15 protein-coding genes, 2 tRNA genes and 1 riboswitch are annotated in these 17,294 nt (G+C 67.4%); of the genes, 1 reads left to right on the top strand and 16 read right to left on the bottom strand.

The genetic code is table 11. From position 1 onward, the window contains the following. Window positions 1-157: 157 nt before the first annotated feature. The 13 genes from K4G53_RS11540 to K4G53_RS11480 all read right to left on the bottom strand — a co-directional run bounded on the left by K4G53_RS11540 (window position 158) and on the right by K4G53_RS11480 (window position 13,771). Window positions 158-230, bottom strand: a tRNA-Ala gene (locus K4G53_RS11540). A gap of 269 nt (window positions 231-499) precedes the next feature. Next, a tRNA-Ala gene (locus K4G53_RS11535) sits at window positions 500-572 on the bottom strand. 107 nt (window positions 573-679) lie between these two features. Beyond that, window positions 680-1,081, bottom strand: a complete 402-nt coding sequence (gene rsfS, locus K4G53_RS11530) for a ribosome silencing factor (protein ID WP_221385845.1) — start codon at window positions 1,079-1,081, stop codon at window positions 680-682. 45 nt (window positions 1,082-1,126) lie between these two features. Beyond that, window positions 1,127-2,389 (bottom strand): hypothetical protein, encoded by a 1,263-nt coding sequence (locus tag K4G53_RS11525; protein WP_221385844.1) that lies wholly within the window; start codon window positions 2,387-2,389, stop codon window positions 1,127-1,129. A 7-nt stretch (window positions 2,390-2,396) separates the two neighbouring features. After that, window positions 2,397-3,026 (bottom strand): nicotinate-nucleotide adenylyltransferase, encoded by a 630-nt coding sequence (gene nadD / locus K4G53_RS11520; RefSeq protein WP_260323556.1) that lies wholly within the window; start codon window positions 3,024-3,026, stop codon window positions 2,397-2,399. Between the two features lie 40 nt (window positions 3,027-3,066). Continuing rightward, window positions 3,067-3,303: a hypothetical protein gene (locus tag K4G53_RS11515; RefSeq protein WP_221385842.1), complete on the bottom strand. Its 237-nt coding sequence runs from the start codon at window positions 3,301-3,303 to the stop codon at window positions 3,067-3,069. A gap of 79 nt (window positions 3,304-3,382) precedes the next feature. After that, window positions 3,383-4,753 carry a glutamate-5-semialdehyde dehydrogenase gene (locus K4G53_RS11510; protein ID WP_221385841.1) on the bottom strand — a complete coding sequence of 457 codons (1,371 nt, stop codon included), beginning with the start codon at window positions 4,751-4,753 and terminating at the stop codon, window positions 3,383-3,385. A gap of 26 nt (window positions 4,754-4,779) precedes the next feature. Further along, window positions 4,780-5,928 carry a glutamate 5-kinase gene (gene proB, locus K4G53_RS11505; protein ID WP_374226164.1) on the bottom strand — a complete coding sequence of 383 codons (1,149 nt, stop codon included), beginning with the start codon at window positions 5,926-5,928 and terminating at the stop codon, window positions 4,780-4,782. Further along, window positions 5,918-7,507 (bottom strand): GTPase ObgE, encoded by a 1,590-nt coding sequence (gene obgE / locus K4G53_RS11500; RefSeq protein ID WP_221385840.1) that lies wholly within the window; start codon window positions 7,505-7,507, stop codon window positions 5,918-5,920. The genes proB and obgE overlap by 11 nt, the downstream gene beginning before the upstream one ends. A 116-nt stretch (window positions 7,508-7,623) precedes the next feature. Beyond that, complete coding sequence (gene rpmA / locus K4G53_RS11495; RefSeq protein ID WP_009372867.1) at window positions 7,624-7,887, bottom strand: 50S ribosomal protein L27; 264 nt, start codon at window positions 7,885-7,887, stop codon at window positions 7,624-7,626. Between the two features lie 61 nt (window positions 7,888-7,948). After that, complete coding sequence (gene rplU / locus K4G53_RS11490) at window positions 7,949-8,257, bottom strand: 50S ribosomal protein L21 (protein WP_003803420.1); 309 nt, start codon at window positions 8,255-8,257, stop codon at window positions 7,949-7,951. 262 nt (window positions 8,258-8,519) lie between these two features. Continuing rightward, complete coding sequence (thiD, locus tag K4G53_RS11485; protein ID WP_374226163.1) at window positions 8,520-10,049, bottom strand: bifunctional hydroxymethylpyrimidine kinase/phosphomethylpyrimidine kinase; 1,530 nt, start codon at window positions 10,047-10,049, stop codon at window positions 8,520-8,522. Then, window positions 10,039-10,136: riboswitch (TPP riboswitch) on the bottom strand. Its footprint overlaps the gene before it by 11 nt. 161 nt (window positions 10,137-10,297) lie before the next feature. After that, window positions 10,298-13,771: a ribonuclease E/G gene (locus tag K4G53_RS11480; protein WP_260323539.1), complete on the bottom strand. Its 3,474-nt coding sequence runs from the start codon at window positions 13,769-13,771 to the stop codon at window positions 10,298-10,300. Window positions 13,772-14,210: 439 nt separating this feature from the next. Between K4G53_RS11480 and K4G53_RS11475 the strand changes: the two genes are divergently transcribed. After that, window positions 14,211-14,882, top strand: a complete 672-nt coding sequence (locus K4G53_RS11475) for a vitamin K epoxide reductase family protein (protein ID WP_221385838.1) — start codon at window positions 14,211-14,213, stop codon at window positions 14,880-14,882. Between the two features lie 120 nt (window positions 14,883-15,002). Here the strand turns inward: K4G53_RS11475 and ndk are convergent, their stop codons facing one another. From ndk to K4G53_RS11460, 3 genes are read right to left on the bottom strand one after another with little or no spacing between them, the layout of a single operon-like run. After that, window positions 15,003-15,419, bottom strand: coding sequence for a nucleoside-diphosphate kinase (gene ndk / locus K4G53_RS11470; RefSeq protein ID WP_221385837.1), 417 nt, complete (start codon window positions 15,417-15,419; stop codon window positions 15,003-15,005). 51 nt (window positions 15,420-15,470) lie between these two features. Continuing rightward, complete coding sequence (locus K4G53_RS11465) at window positions 15,471-15,932, bottom strand: DUF4233 domain-containing protein (protein WP_221385836.1); 462 nt, start codon at window positions 15,930-15,932, stop codon at window positions 15,471-15,473. Between the two features lie 3 nt (window positions 15,933-15,935). After that, window positions 15,936-17,294: a folylpolyglutamate synthase/dihydrofolate synthase family protein gene (locus K4G53_RS11460; protein WP_221385835.1), complete on the bottom strand. Its 1,359-nt coding sequence runs from the start codon at window positions 17,292-17,294 to the stop codon at window positions 15,936-15,938.

The raw sequence follows: 17,294 nt of genomic DNA, 5'->3' as shown, positions 1-17,294 counted from the left end.
GCCTTGGGTGGAAGCGGTCCGGAGGCGGGACGATGTGCCCTCAATCACAGTTGTACCGCGCTTTGACCTGCGCCGGAAGGGTTTTGGTCCCTAACAGTTGCTGGCGGCAACAACAAAGGGAACCATCACGCGTGATGGTTCCCTTTGCCTACTACGGTGGAGCTGAGGGGACTCGAACCCCTGACCCCCTGCATGCCATGCAGGTGCGCTACCAGCTGCGCCACAGCCCCGTACTTTTGTTCCTTCCGGTCGAATTCCCCGGAGCAACCTGACCAGAGTAATGCACTTTCGTCCGGGATGCCAATCGGGACCACGCAGCCCCAAACACAACGCCCCATCACCTCCGGTGACGTCCGGTCCGGGGCCTGCCGCGGCAGGGCGCTTGCGCGCCGGCGGTGCAGCAGGACGGGATGGGGCGTCTGGGTAACTGCGTCGCGGGGTTCCAAAAAGGGAAATAAAAAAGTCCGCCGGAATCTCACGATTCCGGCGGACTATCCGGTGGAGCTGAGGGGACTCGAACCCCTGACCCCCTGCATGCCATGCAGGTGCGCTACCAGCTGCGCCACAGCCCCGGATTGTTGCTGCCCTTTCGAGCCTTCTTCGCGGTCTCCCCCGAAGCAACTCAAATATCTTAGAACAGCAATTCCGAAAATTCCAAATCGGGAATATTCCCTGCCGGCTACTCGGCTTCCGCAGCAGCGCCGGCCTTGGCCGTGGCGTCGTCGGGCAGCTGCAGGTCCACCACGGGGCAGTCCTTCCAGAGCCGCTCCAGGGCGTAGAAGACGCGGTCTTCCTCGTGCTGGACATGGATGACGATGTCCGAGTAGTCCAGCAGCACCCAGCGGCCCCCGGACCGGCCTTCGCGGCGCACCGGGTGGAGTCCCTGCTTGCCGAGTTCTTCCTCGATGCCGTCAACGATGGCGTTGACCTGGCGTTCGCTGTGTGCCGAGGCGATCAGGAAGACATCGGCGAGGGCGAGCCGCTCGCTTACGTCCAGGGCAACAATGTCCTGGGCGATTTTGTCCGCGGCGGCCTTGGCGGCTGCCCGGGCGAGGCTGATGGACGATTCTGATGCGGTCACGGGACTCCTTAGTGGGATTTAAGTATTGGTGGCTCGTTGAGCCGGTCAGCGGGACATGCCGCTGATGATCAGGATGATGCCCGAGACGAGGGCGACGATCCCGAAGGCGAGGATGCAGAATTGCAGGATCCGGTTCCGCCGGGCGCGCGCCAGTCCTGCCGTGGCTGCATCCAGAGGGTCGAGGCCGTGGGCGTCCCTCGCAGGGATCCGGGGCAGCTCCTCGAAAAGGTCGTCGGACTGGTCATCCGGCAGCACCACGGGCTTCGGCCGGCGCGCGGCCTTGGCGGCGGCCTCCGCCCGCGCAATCACCTGCGACCGGCCGTTGCCGGGATCGGCCGGGGTTGTCCCCGGCCTCGCGGCAGGCTTCCGCTTGCCGGCCCCGGGCGGAACTTTTGTCCCGGGCCGGGTGGTAACCGGCACATGCGAGGTTGCCGGCGGTTTCATCACGGGGCGGTCGACGCCCGGCACCTGGACGAATTCCAGCGGCGTCACCATGGCGAGGTTGTTCGCGGTGGACGGCCCGGGTGTGTCCTTGGCGGGAAAATCCTTGGGCGGGCTGGCAGTGCCGCCCGCCTGTTCTGCAAGTTTCTGCCGGGCCATGGCCCGGCGGTTCATGACGGCGGCACGCTCAGCCAGCGCGATCTGCTCGGCCAAGATCTCCGGATCCACCGCTTCCGGATCCAGGGAGGCGATGTGCTCCATCTTGGCGATCTGGTTCTTCGCCTGTTCGGCAATCAGTGCCCGCGCCGCGAGGGCCTGTTCAACCGTCATGCCCTGCGGTGCGGACGAAGCAGGAGGCTGCGCGCCGCCGGTGCCCGGCCCGCCCTGGCGGGATTCCCTGGGCTTTGGGGCGGCCGGGGCTTGTGCAGCCGCTGCGGGGCTCCCGGCGGGGGGAACCACGGGGTTGGCAGCTGTCAGCGTCTGTTCCTTGAGCTGCTGCAGCCGCAGCTGGCGCCTGGTGGGCGGTCCACCGGCATTCAGCTGTCCCTCCTTTTCCTCCAGCTCCTTGATGGCGCGCAGGGCGGCGCGGTCCCTCGCCCGGATCTGGGAGGAGCGCTGGGTGGCGGGCGCGGCATCGGCAGCGGGCCCGGGTTCCGCGCCAGGAGCGGCGCCGGCAGCGGGCGGGGCCTCAACGGCAGAGGTTGGGCGGGCAGGAGCATTCCCGGGGCGGGCGGGAGCAGCCGCGCCTGCTGCAGGCCGATCCGCCGCCGGGGGACGCTGCTCCGTGGCGGGCAGGGCTGCCTGCTGGGCGTCCCTGGCCTTCCGGAGTTCCCGGCGGCTGCGGATGGGGGGCTGTTCCTGACTCATTGAGAACTCATTCGGTACTGGCTGGTTCGCGTGCTTCGGAAGTTGGACCGTTGCCGTTGGCTGGCACCTCGGAGTAAAGGCCGTATTTGGCGATGTACTGGACCACTCCGTCCGGGACGAGGTACCAGACGGGGTCGTTGGCAGCCACCCGGGTTCGGCAGTCCGTCGATGAGATGGCCATGGCCGGGACTTCGAGGAGGCTGACGTCGTCGCGGCCCATGCCGTCCAGGACGTGGCCGGGCCGGGTGACCCCCACGAAGTGGGCCAGCGACCACAGTTCGTCGATGTCCTTCCACGACAGGATCTGCGCCAGGGCGTCCGCTCCCGTGATGAAGAACAGGTCGGCTTCGGGCCGTTGCGCCCGAAGGTCGCGCAGGGTGTCGATGGTGTAGGTGGGACCGGGGCGGTCCACATCGACGCGGCTGACGGTGAACCGGGGGTTGGAGGCCGTGGCGATGACGGTCATGAGGTACCGGTGCTCGGGCTCGCTGACCTGTTTATGGGACTTCTGCCATGGCTGGCCGGTAGGAACGAAAACCACCTCGTCGAGGTCGAATTCGGCCGCGACTTCGCTCGCAGCCACCAGGTGGCCGTGGTGGATGGGATCGAAAGTCCCGCCCATCACGCCCAGCCGCAGCCGCCCCCGGGCACCATTGCGGCGCAGATTGTGGGAAATCTTAGTGACCCTGCCCGCGATCGTGCTTGTTCGGGTGCTGGCGGTGCGGATCCGCGTGCTCCTCGGTGGCAGCGTGGCGGTTGCCCAGGTTGGTGTAGGAGAGCGTAATGAACATCAGCACCACGAAGATGGCGAACATGCTGACTCCGAAGACCCACGGTTCGGCCCACAGCGGAGCGAGCTCTTCGTGGCCTGCTTCACCTGCGGCGGCGACGGACGTGGCAATCTGCTGGAGCATTTTCTCCCCTATGGTCAATGATTACGGGGCAGCGGAACCCTCCGCTGCCTATGAGGTTCTGGTCTATGTTACCGCGTCGCTACCCGCGGACCTGGCCTTCGCCCTGGACGATCCACTTGGTGGTGGTGAGTTCCGTCAGCCCCATGGGACCGCGGGCGTGCAGCTTCTGGGTGGAGATGCCCACCTCCGCCCCCAGGCCGAGCTCCCCGCCGTCGGTGAACCGGGTGGAAGCGTTGACGATCACGGCCGCCGAATCCACCTCCGCGATGAACCTCTCGGCGTTGGCAAGACTGTTGGTGAGGATCGCCTCGGTGTGCCCCGTGGACCAGGTGCGGATGTGCTGGATCGCTTCATCCATGCTGTCCACCATGCCCACCGCCAGGTCCAGGTCCATGTACTCCGTGCCCCAGTCCTCGTCCGTGGCCGGCTGCGCCTCGATGCCGGCGGGCAGGGCGGCCCGAACGCGGTCGTCGGCGTGGAGCCGGACACCTGCGGCACCCAGGGCAGCAGCGACGGCGGGCAGCACGCTGGAGCCCGAGTGGACCAGTAGCGTCTCCACGGTGTTGCAGACGCTGGGGCGCTGGGTTTTGGCGTTGAGCAGGATCTCCACGGCCATGTTTTCGTCGGCGGATTCGTCGATGAAGATGTGCACGTTCCCCTCCCCCGTCTCGATGACCGGGACGGCGGAGTTGGTGACCACGGTCTGGATCAGCTCCCGGCCGCCGCGGGGAATCAGGACGTCCACGCGGCCGCGGGCCTTCATGAGGACGTTGGCGCCCGCACGGCCGTACTGGTCAATAGTCTGCACCGCGTCCGCGGGAAGTCCCACCGATTCCAGGGCTTCGCGCAGCACCCGGACCAGGACCTGGTTGGTTGCCTCCGCGGCGCTGCCCCCGCGCAGGATCACGGCGTTGCCGCTCTTGAGCGCCAGCCCGGCGATGTCCACGGTGACGTTGGGCCGTGCCTCGTAGATGGCGGCCACCACGCCCATGGGCACGTTGACCTGCCGCAGGCGGAGCCCGTTGGGGAGGGTCTGGCCGCGCACCACGTTGCCCACGGGGTCGGGGAGGCCGGCCAGGTTTTCGAGTGCGGCTACCAGGCCGGCGATGCGGGCTTCGTTCAGGGTGAGCCGGTCCAGGAGTGCCGCGGAGGTTCCGTTGGCTTTTCCGGCGGCAACATCCTGCGCGTTCGCGGTAAGGACCGCCTGGGTATTCTCCCGGAGTGCGGCTCCCACAGCCCGGAGCGCGCGGTCCTTCCATGCCCGGTTGGCCATGGCCATCCGGCGCGCTGCGTGGCGCGAACGGTCGGCGATGGCGTGGACTGCTGCCTCCACGCCGGCACCGGACGCCTCGGCTGATGCCTGGGCTGCGGAAGCCGCCGGTTGCGGCTGTGCCTCAGCGGCAGCGTCTCCGGGGTTTTCAGCAGTGTGGTGGATCAGGGCTTCAGTCATGGTCCAAGTTTAGGCGAGCCCCAGGCTCAGACCAGCACCAGGTCGTCAACATGAACAACTTCGCGGTCATAGCCGCTGCCAAGTTCCTCGGCCAGCTCGTGCGTGGACCGCCCCAGCATCCTGGGCAGTTCCTCGGATGAGTAGTTCACCAGTCCGCGGGCAATGACGGTTCCGTCGGCAGCAGCGAGCTCGACGGCGTCGCCCGCCTCGAAGTCGCCGTGCACCGCGGAGATTCCGGCCGGCAGCAGGGATGTGCGGTGGTGCCGCACGGCGCGCACGGCACCGTCGTCGAGGACCAGGCGCCCCTGGACCGAGGCGACATGGGCCAGCCACAGCAACCGGACGGGCTTGCGGGACCCGTTGACGGTGAACCAGGTGCCCACGTCCTCACCGTTCAGTGCTGCGGCCGCGTTCGGAGTGGATGTCACCAGGGCGTGGATCCCGGAGCCTGCAGCCATGCTGGCCGCCTCCACCTTGGTGAGCATGCCGCCGGTGCCGACGCCGGCCTTCCCGGCCTTGCCGATGGACACGCCCTCCAGGTCGTGCGCCCCGGTGACCAGGGGGATGCGCTTGGCACCCTGGGAGGGCGGTCCGTCGTACAGGGAGTCGACGTCGGACAGCAGCACAAGTGCATCCGCGCGGACCAGGTGGGCCACCAGCGCAGCAAGCCGGTCATTGTCGCCGAAGCGGATCTCGTGGGTTGCCACGGTGTCGTTCTCGTTGACCACCGGAACCACGCCGAGGTTGAGCAGCCGGTCCATGGCGCGCAGCGCGTTGCTGTGCTGGCTGCGGCGCATCAGGTCCTCGGCAGTGAGCAGCACCTGGCTGACGGTGACGCCGTGCGCGCCGAAAGCCTGGGTGTAACGGGCCATCAGCAGGCCCTGCCCCACGCTGGCGGCGGCCTGCTGGGTGGCGAGGTCGCGCGGCCGCTTGGCCAGGCCCAGCGGAGCGAGGCCGGCGGCGATGGCGCCCGAGGAGACCAGGATGATTTCGGTGCCTGCGTTGCGCTTGGCAGCCAACGCATCTGCGAGGGCGGTCAGGGCTTCCTCCGAAATGCCGCCCTTGATGCTGGTCAGCGACGACGAACCGACCTTCACCACGATGCGGCGGGCCCCTGCCAGCACGCTTCTGTCGGTGGGCGCCAGCGGTTCGGCCGCCATGGCCCTAGAAGTCATCGTCCGCTTCCGCTCCGCTCTCCCTGAGGGGCTGGGCGGCGCGGCGTCCACTGACGGACTCCGTCCAGATCCCGGCCTTCCGCTCCGCCTCAAGCTCGGCGCGGGCGGCAGCCTTGGCCTCGCGGCGCTCCAGCTGCTCCTCGCGCTTCTGGCTGCGGGTGGGGCGGTCGCCGATATCGGCAAACCGGACGTCGGTGCCGCGCGGCGAGGCCAGGAGCTCAGCCCCTGCCATCATGGTGGGCTCCCAGTCGAAGACGACGCCGTCATCCTCACCGATGACCACAGTGTCGCCCGGCTTGGCGCCCTGCTTGAAGAGTTCTGTTTCCACGCCGAGCTTGGCCAGCCGGTCGGCCAGGTAGCCGATGGCTTCCTCGTTGGTGAAGTCGGTCTGCTTGACCCAGCGCTCGGGCTTTTCACCCAGGACACGGAACAGCGGCTCCAGGTTCTTTTCCTCGCGCCGGATCTTGAACCCGGTTTCATTGACGGCGCGCGGCCGCAGCACTGCCGGCTGGACCTTGGGCGGTGCAGCTTCGACAGCGTCGCGCGCGGCCTTGACGATCTCGGCCATGGCAAAGCCCAGCTGGCGCAGGCCCTCGTGGCTTGTGGCCGACACCTCGAAGACGCGGTAACCGCGGGACTCCAGTTCGGGACGGACGAATTCGGCCATGTCCTTGCCGTCCGGCAGGTCCACCTTGTTCAAGGCCACCAGGCGGGGGCGGTGGTTCAGGGGAACCACCTTGCCGTCCTGGCCCGCGTAACTCATGTCCACGGCGTACTTCTCCAGCTCGGCCTCGATGATGGCGAGGTCCGAAAGGGGGTCCCGGTCCGATTCCAGGGTGCCGCAGTCGAGCACGTGGACCAGGGCCGCGCAGCGCTCGACATGGCGGAGGAAGTTGTGCCCCAGGCCCTTGCCTTCGCTGGCGCCTTCGATGAGGCCCGGAACGTCGGCGATGGTGAACCGGACGTCGCCGGCCTGCACGACGCCAAGGTTGGGGATCAGCGTGGTGAACGGGTAGTCCGCGATCTTGGGCCTGGCGGCGGACATGGCGGCGATCAGGCTGGATTTGCCCGCGGACGGGAAACCCACCAGCGCAATATCCGCGATGGACTTCAGTTCCAGCACGATGTCCCGGGAGTCGCCTTCGATTCCCAGGAGCGCGAAACCGGGTGCGCGGCGCTTCTGCGAGGAGAGGGCGGCGTTGCCGAGGCCGCCCAGGCCGCCGGCGGCCGCAACGTACTCGGTACCTTCGCCGACGAGGTCCGCCAGGACGGTGCCATCCTTGGATTTGACCACTGTGCCGTCCGGGACGGGCAGGACAAGGGTCTCGCCGTTCTTCCCGCCGCGCCAGTCCCCCATGCCCGGGCCGCCGTTGCTGGCGTGCCGGTGCGGTGCGTGGTGGTAGTCAAGCAGGGTGGTGGTCTGGTGGTCGACGCGCAGGATCACGTCGCCGCCGTTGCCGCCGTTGCCGCCGTCGGGCCCGCCCAGCGGCTTGAATTTCTCACGGTGGACGGAGACGCATCCATGGCCGCCGGTACCGCCGGATACGTGCAGTACTACCCGGTCTACAAAGCTGGCCACGTGGATCTCCTCAAAGCTGTTTATGCGGCGCCCGTGGACGCCACATCGATTGTAATGCGGTTAAAAGAACAGTGGAGCGGACCAACAGGCCCGCTCCACCACTTCAGAACTGGTTGTTACTCTGCAGCTGCAGCAGCAACGATGTTGACGACGCGGCGACCGCGGCGGGTGCCGAATTCAACGGCGCCCGGGGTCAGGGCGAACAGGGTGTCGTCGCCGCCACGGCCAACGCCGGCGCCCGGGTGGAAGTGGGTGCCACGCTGGCGGACGATGATCTCGCCTGCGGAAACTACCTGGCCACCGAAGCGCTTCACACCGAGGTACTGAGCGTTGGAGTCGCGGCCGTTGCGAGTGGAGCTCGCGCCCTTTTTATGTGCCATCTGAAATGCCTGCCTTTAAATTCTGGGGAATCTGTTGAAATACCTGAACAGTAACCGAAGGTTACTTGATGCCGGTGATCTTGACCTTGGTCAGTTCCTGGCGGTGACCCTGGCGCTTCTTGTAGCCGGTCTTGTTCTTGAACTTCTGGATGACAATCTTCGGACCACGGAGGTCCTGGAGGATTTCAGCCGTAACAGTAACCTTGGCCAGGTCGGCGGCGGCGGAGGTGACCTTGTCACCGTCAACCAGGAGCAGGGCGGGCAGCTCAATGGTGCTGCCGGCTCCACCGGCGACGCGGTTCAGGGTAACGAAGTCTCCAACGGAAACCTTCTCTTGGCGGCCGCCTGCGCGGACAATCGCGTACACCACTTGGGAACTCACTTCTCTCGACGTTTATAACAAAATTGCGTGCGGTACCGGCCACATAAGCCTGGCTTCTCGCTGTGCCTCAACGCCGTGGGGTCAGAAACCCAAGTGTTGGCGTAAGCACCGAAGATCAAGAATACGCTAGGTTCGTCTCCGGCCGCAAATGAGGCTGGTTCCGGCGGGTGGGTTGTGATAGCAACCACAAGCCCAAGGCTACGCCGTTACCGTGCCGTTCCATACTACCGGCGCCGCAGCCGGCGGAGTGTCAGGAATAGAGTCGCGGCGCGTCGAAGAAGTCGACTTCGAGCCGGCAGGACTGCCTGAAGGCCGTTACCATCGCGTCCCTCTCGTGCTCCGGGGCCGCCCGGCCGGCACCATCAACGATCGAAATGGCCTGGCGCGTGGCTTCGGCGAAGCCCTCGTCGGCGTAAGTGCGCAGCCAGTCCGCATAGGGGTGCCCGGCGGGCTCCCCTGCTGCAAGGAATTGCGCGTGCAGCTTTTCGCCCACCTCGGCGTAGAGCCAGAAGCAGGGCAGGACGGCCGCGGCCAGCACCGCGTAGCTGCCTGACGCCGAGGCAGCGGTGAGGTGGTCAACGTAGGACTTGGTCACGGGGCCGAGTCCGTCCTGCGCCGGGCGGGTGCTGAGCCACGACCGGTGCAGTTCCGACTCCACTTCGAGGCACTGCCGGGCCGATCCCGCCCAGAACAATTGCTCCGCCTCTGATGGAGCCAGTGCACTGGCCCGCGCAAGGACCCGCGAGTAGCCGTTCAGGTAGATCGCGTCCTGGGCGAGGTAGTAGGCGAACTCCTTTTCGGGAAGGTGGCCGCCGGCAAGGCCGCGGATGAATTCGAGCCCGTAGATCTCGGCCAGGTACTGTTCGGATTCCGCCCACAGCCGGGCAGCGAAGCCACCCTCCGGCAGTGCAGGCCGCATGTGGTGGAAGTGGTGGACGGGACCGTTTCCCTGCCCCACATCCAACTGTCCTGAGTTTTCGAGCGCCCCGGCCAGCCAGGGCTTGACCGTGCGCAGGGATGCTTCCCAGTCGCCCAGGCGCGCCTGTACCGTGGCCATCGCGGATGACAGCGAGCAGCCGGTCCCGTGGCTGTTGCGGGTGGGCACCCGGTGTCCGGGCACCTCCACCACCTCGCTGGAGAGCTGGCCGGAGGTGTTGACCAGCGCGTCAGGGCACGCCGTTCCCCCCAGGTGCCCGCCCTTCACCAGGACGGTTGCGCCGGTTGCATTTGCCAGGTGCCGCCCCTGGTTCAGTGCCGCCTCCCACGTTTGCGCCTGCTCCCCGCCCACCAGCATTGCGAGTTCGGGAAGGTTCGGTGTGATGAGGTGCGCCAGTGGCAGCAGTTCCCGGAGCGCAGCTTCTGCGGACTCCTTCAGCAGGCGGTCACCGCTGGTGGCCACCATCACCGGGTCAAGGACCACGACGGCGGGACGCACCGTGGCGAGCCATTCGCGGACAGTACGGATGACGGCGTCCTCACCGAGCATGCCAATCTTCACTGCGTCGATGCAGATGTCATCACTGACCGCATCAAGCTGCTGCGCCACGAAGGCGGCAGGCGGAACGTGCACAGCCTGGACGCCACGGGTGTTCTGCGCGGTGAGAGCGGTGATGGCCGCCATGCCATACCCGCCGTGCGCGGCGATGCTCTTGAGGTCGGCCTGGATGCCAGCGCCGCCGGAGGGATCGGACCCCGCGATGGAGAGGACCCGGGGAACAGCACGGCCCACGGTGGAAGCACCGGGCGCAGCAGGCAGGGGCAAGGAAAGGGTGGAAGACAACAGACATCCCTTCGCCGGTACTAGCCGGACAGGTTCAACGGGTGTGGATCTCAGCCGGCCCTGTGCGCGGCACCCCGTGTCGGTTCCCCAGCCTAGCTGCCCGGGTGCACCCGGGGGAAAGGTGACAGGGCCGGGCACGCAGAAAGTCCCCGCCATGTGGACAGTTCCCCCGCACTTCGCGGGGGAAACGTCCACGCAACGGGGACTTTCAGTGGCCGTGTTGGCCATGCCTTACGGGAGCTCCGGGGTTAGAGCTCCGAGGCCGGGACTCCGACGCCGAGGATGATGGGCTCCCCGGCAACCTTGCCCGGCTCCGCTGTGGCCGCCTGTGCCTTCACCGTATCCGGGGCCTTGGCCTCGTGCGAGTGGCCCCCGGCGGACGCCGGCGCGTTCTCGTGGTGCTGGACGGTGGTCTCGTTGGCAGCACCCTGGGCACGGCTGGCACCGCGGTGGCGCCGCGGCCGCCGCTGGCGGGACTGGTCCGGCGCCGCCTGTTCCGTTTCCGGTACGGCGGCGACAGGCTCCGGCTCCCGCAGCACGTCCGCAGGCTTGGCTTCCTGCGCTGCTTCCACCGGCTGGGCCGCTGCGGCTTCCGCCGGAGGAGCTGGCTGCCCGAGGTGCGCGAACGCTTCCGCGAGCCGGTCCAGCGTGAAGGCGGGCTGTGCCTGCTGCTCCCCCGCGTGCTCCACGAACGGCAGTGGCACCGTCTCGCCCCCGAAGGTGAGGACGGCAGCGGGCCGGGTGCCGGCGTCGTGCTTGTCGGCTTCAGCCGCGGCAGGCTGCTCCACCGCCGGCGGCGCGGGCGGCGCCTGCCGGGCGGCAGCGACCTCGTCGTCGTGCAGGTGCGCCGCATGGGCCGCTGCGGCGATGTTCGCGAGGGCCAGCCTTGTGGCTTCCGCCTTGGCGTGCCGCTCGGCGTCGGCGGGGTCCGGATGGACAGTGTGCACATGAACGGCCGGTGCCGGGGCGGGCTCCGGCTGCTGGCCGCCGCGTCCGCGCCGCCGTTTGCGCTCGGAACGTCCGGCGGGCTGGCTGTTGTCGGTCCGCTGGCCTTCGCTCCGGGAGGCTTCCCCCCGGCCCTCGGGCCGGCTCTCTGACCGCTGCACGTGGTGCTCAGCCGCCACGATGTTGGCACGGCGGTGCTCCACAGGATCGTCGTAGGTGACCACGCCGCGGCCGGCACACGCTTCACACTGTTCGCCGAAGACTTCGAGCAGCCCGGTACCCATGCGCTTGCGGGTCATCTGGACCAGGCCCAATGACGTGACCTCGGCAACCTGGTGCTTGGTGCGGTCCCGGCCAAGGCATTCCACCAGGCGGCGCAGGACCAGGTCGCGGTTGGATTCCAGGACCATGTCGATGAAGTCGATGACGATGATGCCGCCGATGTCGCGCAGGCGGAGCTGGCGCACCACTTCCTCGGCGGCTTCGAGGTTGTTCTTGGTCACCGTTTCTTCGAGGTTGCCGCCGCTGCCGGTGAACTTGCCGGTGTTGACGTCCACCACGGTCATGGCTTCGGTCCGGTCGATCACCAGCGAGCCGCCGGAGGGCAGGAAGACCTTGCGCTCCAGGGCTTTGTGGATCTGCTCATCGATCCGCCAGGCTGAGAAGATGTCCTGGTCCTTGGTCCACTTCTCCAGGCGCCCCACCAGGTCCGGTGCCACATAGGTGACGTAGGCCTCGATGGTGTCCCAGGCCTCTTCCCCGGACACGATCAGCTTGGAGAAGTCCTCGTTGAAGACGTCGCGGACCACCTTGATGGTGAGGTCCGGTTCGCCGTACAGCAGTTCGGGAGCGAGGATCTTGGTGGACTTCGACTGGCTTTCGATGCCCTCCCACTGGGCCCGCAGCCGGTTGATGTCGTGCGTCAGCTCTTCCTCGGACGCGCCTTCGGCAGCGGTCCGGACGATGACGCCGGCCTGCTCGGGGAGCCGGTCCTTGAGGATGCGCTTGAGCCGGTTGCGTTCGACGTCGGGCAGCTTGCGCGAAATGCCGGTCATGGAACCGCCGGGGACGTAGACCAGGTACCGGCCCGGCAGCGAGATCTGGCTGGTCAGGCGGGCACCCTTGTGGCCCACGGGGTCCTTGGTCACCTGGACCAGGACCGTGTCGCCGGACTTCAGGGCGTTTTCGATGCGCCGCTGCTTGCCCTCGAGGTTGACGGCCTCCCAGTTCACTTCGCCGGCGTACAGCACGGCGTTGCGGCCGCGGCCGATGTCCACGAACGCAGCTTCCATGGACGGCAGCACATTCTGCACCTTGCCCAGGTACACGTTGCCGATGAGGGAGTCCTGCTGGGTCTTCGAGACAAAGTGCTCGGCCAGCACGCCGTCTTCGAGGACGGCGATCTGGATCCTGTCGTCGCGCTGGCGGACGATCATCTGCCGGTCAACGGACTCCCGGCGCGCCAGGAACTCCGCCTCCGTGATGACGGTGCGGCGGCGTCCGGTGTCTCGTGACTCACGGCGGCGCTGCTTCTTGGCTTCCAGGCGCGTGGAACCCTTCACGCTGGCTACCCGGTTGCTGGCCGGCGCCTCGCTCACGGGACGCGGGGCGCGCACCCTCGTCACGGTGTTGGGCGGGTCGTCATCCCCGCCGCCGGTCAGTTCAAGGTCCTGGTCGCCACGGCGGCGGCGACGACGGCGACGGGACGTTACGCCGTCCTCCAGCTGTCCCCCGGCGTCCTCGTCGGTATCTTCAGCGCCTTCGGCGTCCGTGCCGGCGCCGCCCTCGGTGTCATCTTCGGTTCCGCCCAGGCGGCTGCGCCCGCGGCGGCCACGGCTGCGGCGCCGGCGGCGGCCTGAGGCGTCGTCCGTTTCGGCCTCTTCCTCGTCCTCTTCCGGCTCGGCCGCGGCGGCCGTGGGGCGCTGCACAGCACTGAGGTCCGGTGCCTGGAAGAGTACCGACGTCGGAGAGCCAGGCTCCATGAAAAGGGAAGCAAAGGGGCTGGCAGCCTCGGCGGCGGGCTTTCCTTCCTCCGCGGCTTCTGCTTCGTCCGCTGCCTGCGGAGCGTCGGCTTCGGCGGCCTGGGCATCGGTGGCCTGGGCATCGGCGGCATGGGCTTCCGTGCCCTGGACACCAGGGCTTTGGGCCTCGGCCGTCTGGTTGCCGGCGGCCTGGCCTTCGACCGTTTGGGGGTCGTTCCCCTGCTCCTGTGCAGGCTGCGTTTCGGCTGCGTCCTGAACGGCCGCTTCCTGGGCCGGGGCCGGAGCCGCTGCCTTGCGGGTGGCTACCCGGCGGCGGCGGACGGGCTTCGCCTCGCCTTCTGCCTCAGGGGCCGGCGCGGCGACGGGACCGGCACCAGTTGGGGCCTCCGGCGTTGCTGCATCCTGCATGGCGACGCCCTGCGTGGCGCCGTCGAGTGCGGCGACAGGGGAAGCCGCCGTATCCGGCGCGACTGCAGCGGAGTCACCGTCGCCGGCAGCGAAGGCCGGCAAGGGTTCGGTGGAGTCCGCCTTCTTCCGTGCCCGGGTCCGGCGCGCCGGCGCCTTGGGCTCGGCTGCCTGGGGCTCGGCTCCTTCAACACCGTCCACAGCGGCAGTGCCCTCCGGCGCAGCAACAGTACCTTCCGGCGTGGCAACAGTGTCTTCCGGTGCAGCGGCAGCGGCCGCCGCACCCTTGGGCGCCGCCTTGCGGCGGGTGCGCGTGGCCCTCTTCGGCGCCGCTGCGGCTTCTGTAGCCGCCGCATCTTCGTTAACGGCCAGTTCCAGCTCATTGTCCATATGTGGCAACACTCCTGCCCCTGACGTACCGCCACATCCGGCACCCATTGGGGCACATATTGTCAAAACCCGCAGGCGTTGACAGAAGTCAAGTGGATACTCCCAGGTTCGCACCGGCATGGAGGGTGCGGCAGCCCGTAGGAGCCGGTGATTGTTTCGAAAACCCGTTGTTCTACGTGCCACAACCAGGTGCCGCGCAATGGAGTCGCGGGAGTTGTCGGAAGCTTCCGAAGCCTGCCCTGCTCATCATTGGCGGTCTTGGGAACAAACCACCGGACCGGAGTCCGAATGTGGATCGGCTTCCAGCCACGTTCATTCTCTCATACCCGGGCTAAATCACGGCGGAAGCTGTGAGCCTGCTCCGCCAGCTGGGAAAGGCCTCCAGCCACCGGCGTTACAATCAGGCACAGGAGCACCGGACGAAAAGGACGCCACACCCATGCCCAGCATCTCCCCCGTCAGCGGCAGCCAGGCGCAGGAACGCGCCGCCAATTCCGTCAGCAGTGCTGCACGGACCGCCCCGGCCATGACCCGGAACCGCCCGTTCGGCTGGCTGTTGGTCGTTACCGGCGTGGTGGGCTGGCTTGCCTCCGGAACCCTGGTCCTGGAAAAGCTCGAAGTGCTCAAGGACCCCAACCACACCACCGTGTGCGATGTGAACCCGTGGATTTCCTGCGGGCAGGTGATGCAGACCTGGCAGAGCTCGTTGTTCGGCTTCCCCAACATGTTTATCGGCATCGTGGCCTTCGCCATCACCATCACCGTGGGCATGGCGCTGTTGTCCGGTGCCACCTTCGCCCGCTGGTACTGGCTGGGACTGCAGGCAGGCGTCACGCTTGGCTTCGCCTTCGTGGTGTGGCTGTGGTCCCAGGCCCTCTACGCCATCCACATCCTGTGCCCGTTCTGCATGATCGTGTGGGCGGCCATGATCCCGCTTTTCGTCTGGACCACCATCAGGAACATTTCCGCCGGCGTCATCCCCATGCCGACGGGCGCGGCCCGCGTCCTGTCCGATTCCGGCTGGATCATTACGGCGCTGCTCTACGTGGCCGTCATCGCCACCATCTTCTTCGCCTTCATCCAGGTCTTCGTGGGGACCTCCGGCTTCTAGGCGTTTCCGCGCCGGGCCAAATAGTTTCCGCTCCTGCCAGATAATGGATAAGGCCAATGTTCACGACGAACATTGGCCTTATCCATCACCCCGCACCCAAAGACGCGGGGCGGAGACGGGTTACTTGAACCAGATCTTGATCTCGCGCTCGGCGGAATCGGTGGAGTCGGACCCGTGCACCAGGTTCTGCTGCACCTTCAGGCCCCAGTCGCGGCCGAAGTCACCGCGGATGGTTCCGGGAGCCGCCGTCGTGGGATCGGTGGTGCCGGCCAGGGACCGGAAGCCCTCAATGACGCGGTGGCCTTCAAAGATGGCCGCAACCACCGGTCCGCTGAGCATGAACTCCACCAGCGGCTCGTAGAACGGCTTGCCTACGTGTTCTTCGTAGTGCTGCTCCAACAGCTCGCGGGTGGCATCAACCTTTTTCAGTTCGGCAAGGCTGTAGCCCTTGGCTTCGATCCGGGCCAGGATGGCGCCGGTGAGGTTGCGGGCGACGCCGTCGGGCTTGATCAGGACGAGGGTGCGCTCAGTAGTCACAACTGCTCCAATGCGTTGGTGGGGGTTTGGGATAAGTCTACGGGGACTGGCCTAGGGAGACTGCGGCTGGGGCCCGGCCGCCTGGTCCGGGTGGGCTGCTTCCCATGCGGCCTGTTCGCGTTCGCGCTGGGCTGCTTCGCGGTCCAGCCGGATGCCGGTGCGGATTCCGTACCACCAGGCCAGCGCGAACAACGCGCCCACCAGGAACATGGCCGGCTCGAAGACGCCCGTGAGGACCAGGACAACCTGCAGGATCCAGCCCAACGCCAGGCCCCACGGTTTGTTCAGGACCGCGCAGGCCAGGACCATCACCACGCTGAGGGCTATGCCCACGCCGAGGATCAGGGCGGGCGGGAACTCCCCGCGGCGCAGGCCGAAGACCACCAGGGTTGCGAAGAACATCACGAACGCTTCCAGCAGCAGCACCGTGGAGGCGAACATGACCTTGGTGGAGCGGCGCTTCTTTGGCATGCCCGGGCGCCATTCGCGCTGGGCTTTGGTGAGTCGTGCCACGGGCTAGGCCTCCGTCTTTCCGAGGAGGATGCGCGCTTCGGCAACAAGCGTGATGGAGCCCGTGACCAGCACTCCGCCGGACAGGTCCTCGTTCGCCTCGGCGCGCTCCACAGCCCATTCCAGTGCATCGTCAAGCTTTTCGGCGATGTGGACGTTGTCTTCGCCGAAGCCCAGGTCGATCGCGAGCTCGGCCAGCTCCCCGGCCGGGACGGCACGGGGCGAGTTGGACTGCGTGAAGCAGTACTCCTCGGCAACGCCGCCCAGGGATTCCTTGAGCTGGCGGAGGATCTCCTCGGCATCCTTCTCCTTGAGGACGCCCACCACGGGAACGAGCTTGGTGAAGGTGAACGCCTCCTGCAGGGCGGCGGCGGAAGCCTGGATGCCGCCGGGGTTGTGCGCAGCATCCACGATGATGGTGGGCGCGGTCCGGACCACTTCCAGCCGCCCGGGGGACGTCACCGCGGCGAAGCCTTCCTGCAGGACGTCGAACGGCAGTTCCTTGTCACCGCCGAAGAAGGCTTCCAGCGCAGCCACCGCCACAGCGGCGTTCTGCGCCTGGTGGGCACCGTGCAGCGGCACCAGCAGGTCCGGGTAGCGCCCGGCGATCCCCTGGATGGTGACCATCTGGCCGCCCACGGCCACGGCCCGGGATTCGACGCCGAACTCCACTCCTTCGAAGCGGAAGGGAACCCCCACCTCCCTGGCTTTCTCCAGCAGCACCTGCGCCGCGTCCACCGGCTGGGCGGCACTGATGAGGTAGCCGCCGGGCTTGATGATGCCTGCCTTCTCGTGGGCGATGTCCGCGGTGGTGTCCCCAAGCAGGTCCGTGTGGTCCAGCGAGATCGGGGTAATCACCGATACCTGTCCGTCCCCGACGTTGGTGGCATCGGTGATACCGCCCAGGCCCACCTCGATGATGGCCACGTTGACGGGCTGGTCCGCGAAGATGGCGAAGCCCAGGATGGTGAGGCATTCGAAGTACGTCAGGCGGGGCTGTCCCTCCGCCTCCAGTTCGGCGTCCACGATCTGCAGGTACGGCCTGATCTCGTCCCAGATCCGGACGAAGGTCTCGTCGGAGACCGGGTGGCCGTCAATGCTGATCCGCTCGGTGACCCTGGACAGGTGGGGGCTGGTGTAGCGTCCGGTGCTCAGGCCCTGGGCGCGCAGGACCGATTCGATCATGCGCGCCGTGGACGTCTTGCCGTTGGTTCCGGTCACGTGGATGATCGGGTACGCCTTGTTCGGCTCGCCGAGCACGTCCATTGCACGGAACAGCGGGGCCAGCCGCGGCTCCATCTTGTTCTCCGGCGCCCGGCCCAGGAGCTCGGCGTAGACGCTTTCCACGGAAAATTCGTCGGTCAT

The organism is Arthrobacter sp. MAHUQ-56 (assembly GCF_019710585.1).
In the GTDB taxonomy this organism is placed as follows: Bacteria; Actinomycetota; Actinomycetes; order Actinomycetales; family Micrococcaceae; genus Arthrobacter.
Note: the sequence above shows the minus strand (reverse complement) of the source record. Positions and strands in the feature narration are given on the sequence as shown.

Excerpts from the sequence above, each read along its gene's own strand:
- K4G53_RS11460 (WP_221385835.1), bottom strand. The coding sequence starts at position 17,294 with ATGACCGACGAATTTTCCGTGGAAAGCGTCTACGCCGAGCTCCTGGGC.
- rpmA (WP_009372867.1), bottom strand. The coding sequence starts at position 7,887 with ATGGCACATAAAAAGGGCGCGAGCTCCACTCGCAACGGCCGCGACTCC.
- K4G53_RS11480 (WP_260323539.1), bottom strand. The coding sequence starts at position 13,771 with ATGGACAATGAGCTGGAACTGGCCGTTAACGAAGATGCGGCGGCTACA.
- proB (WP_374226164.1), bottom strand. The coding sequence starts at position 5,928 with ATGACTTCTAGGGCCATGGCGGCCGAACCGCTGGCGCCCACCGACAGA.
- K4G53_RS11510 (WP_221385841.1), bottom strand. The coding sequence starts at position 4,753 with ATGACTGAAGCCCTGATCCACCACACTGCTGAAAACCCCGGAGACGCT.
- K4G53_RS11525 (WP_221385844.1), bottom strand. The coding sequence starts at position 2,389 with ATGAGTCAGGAACAGCCCCCCATCCGCAGCCGCCGGGAACTCCGGAAG.
- K4G53_RS11475 (WP_221385838.1), top strand. The coding sequence starts at position 14,211 with ATGCCCAGCATCTCCCCCGTCAGCGGCAGCCAGGCGCAGGAACGCGCC.
- K4G53_RS11515 (WP_221385842.1), bottom strand. The coding sequence starts at position 3,303 with ATGCTCCAGCAGATTGCCACGTCCGTCGCCGCCGCAGGTGAAGCAGGC.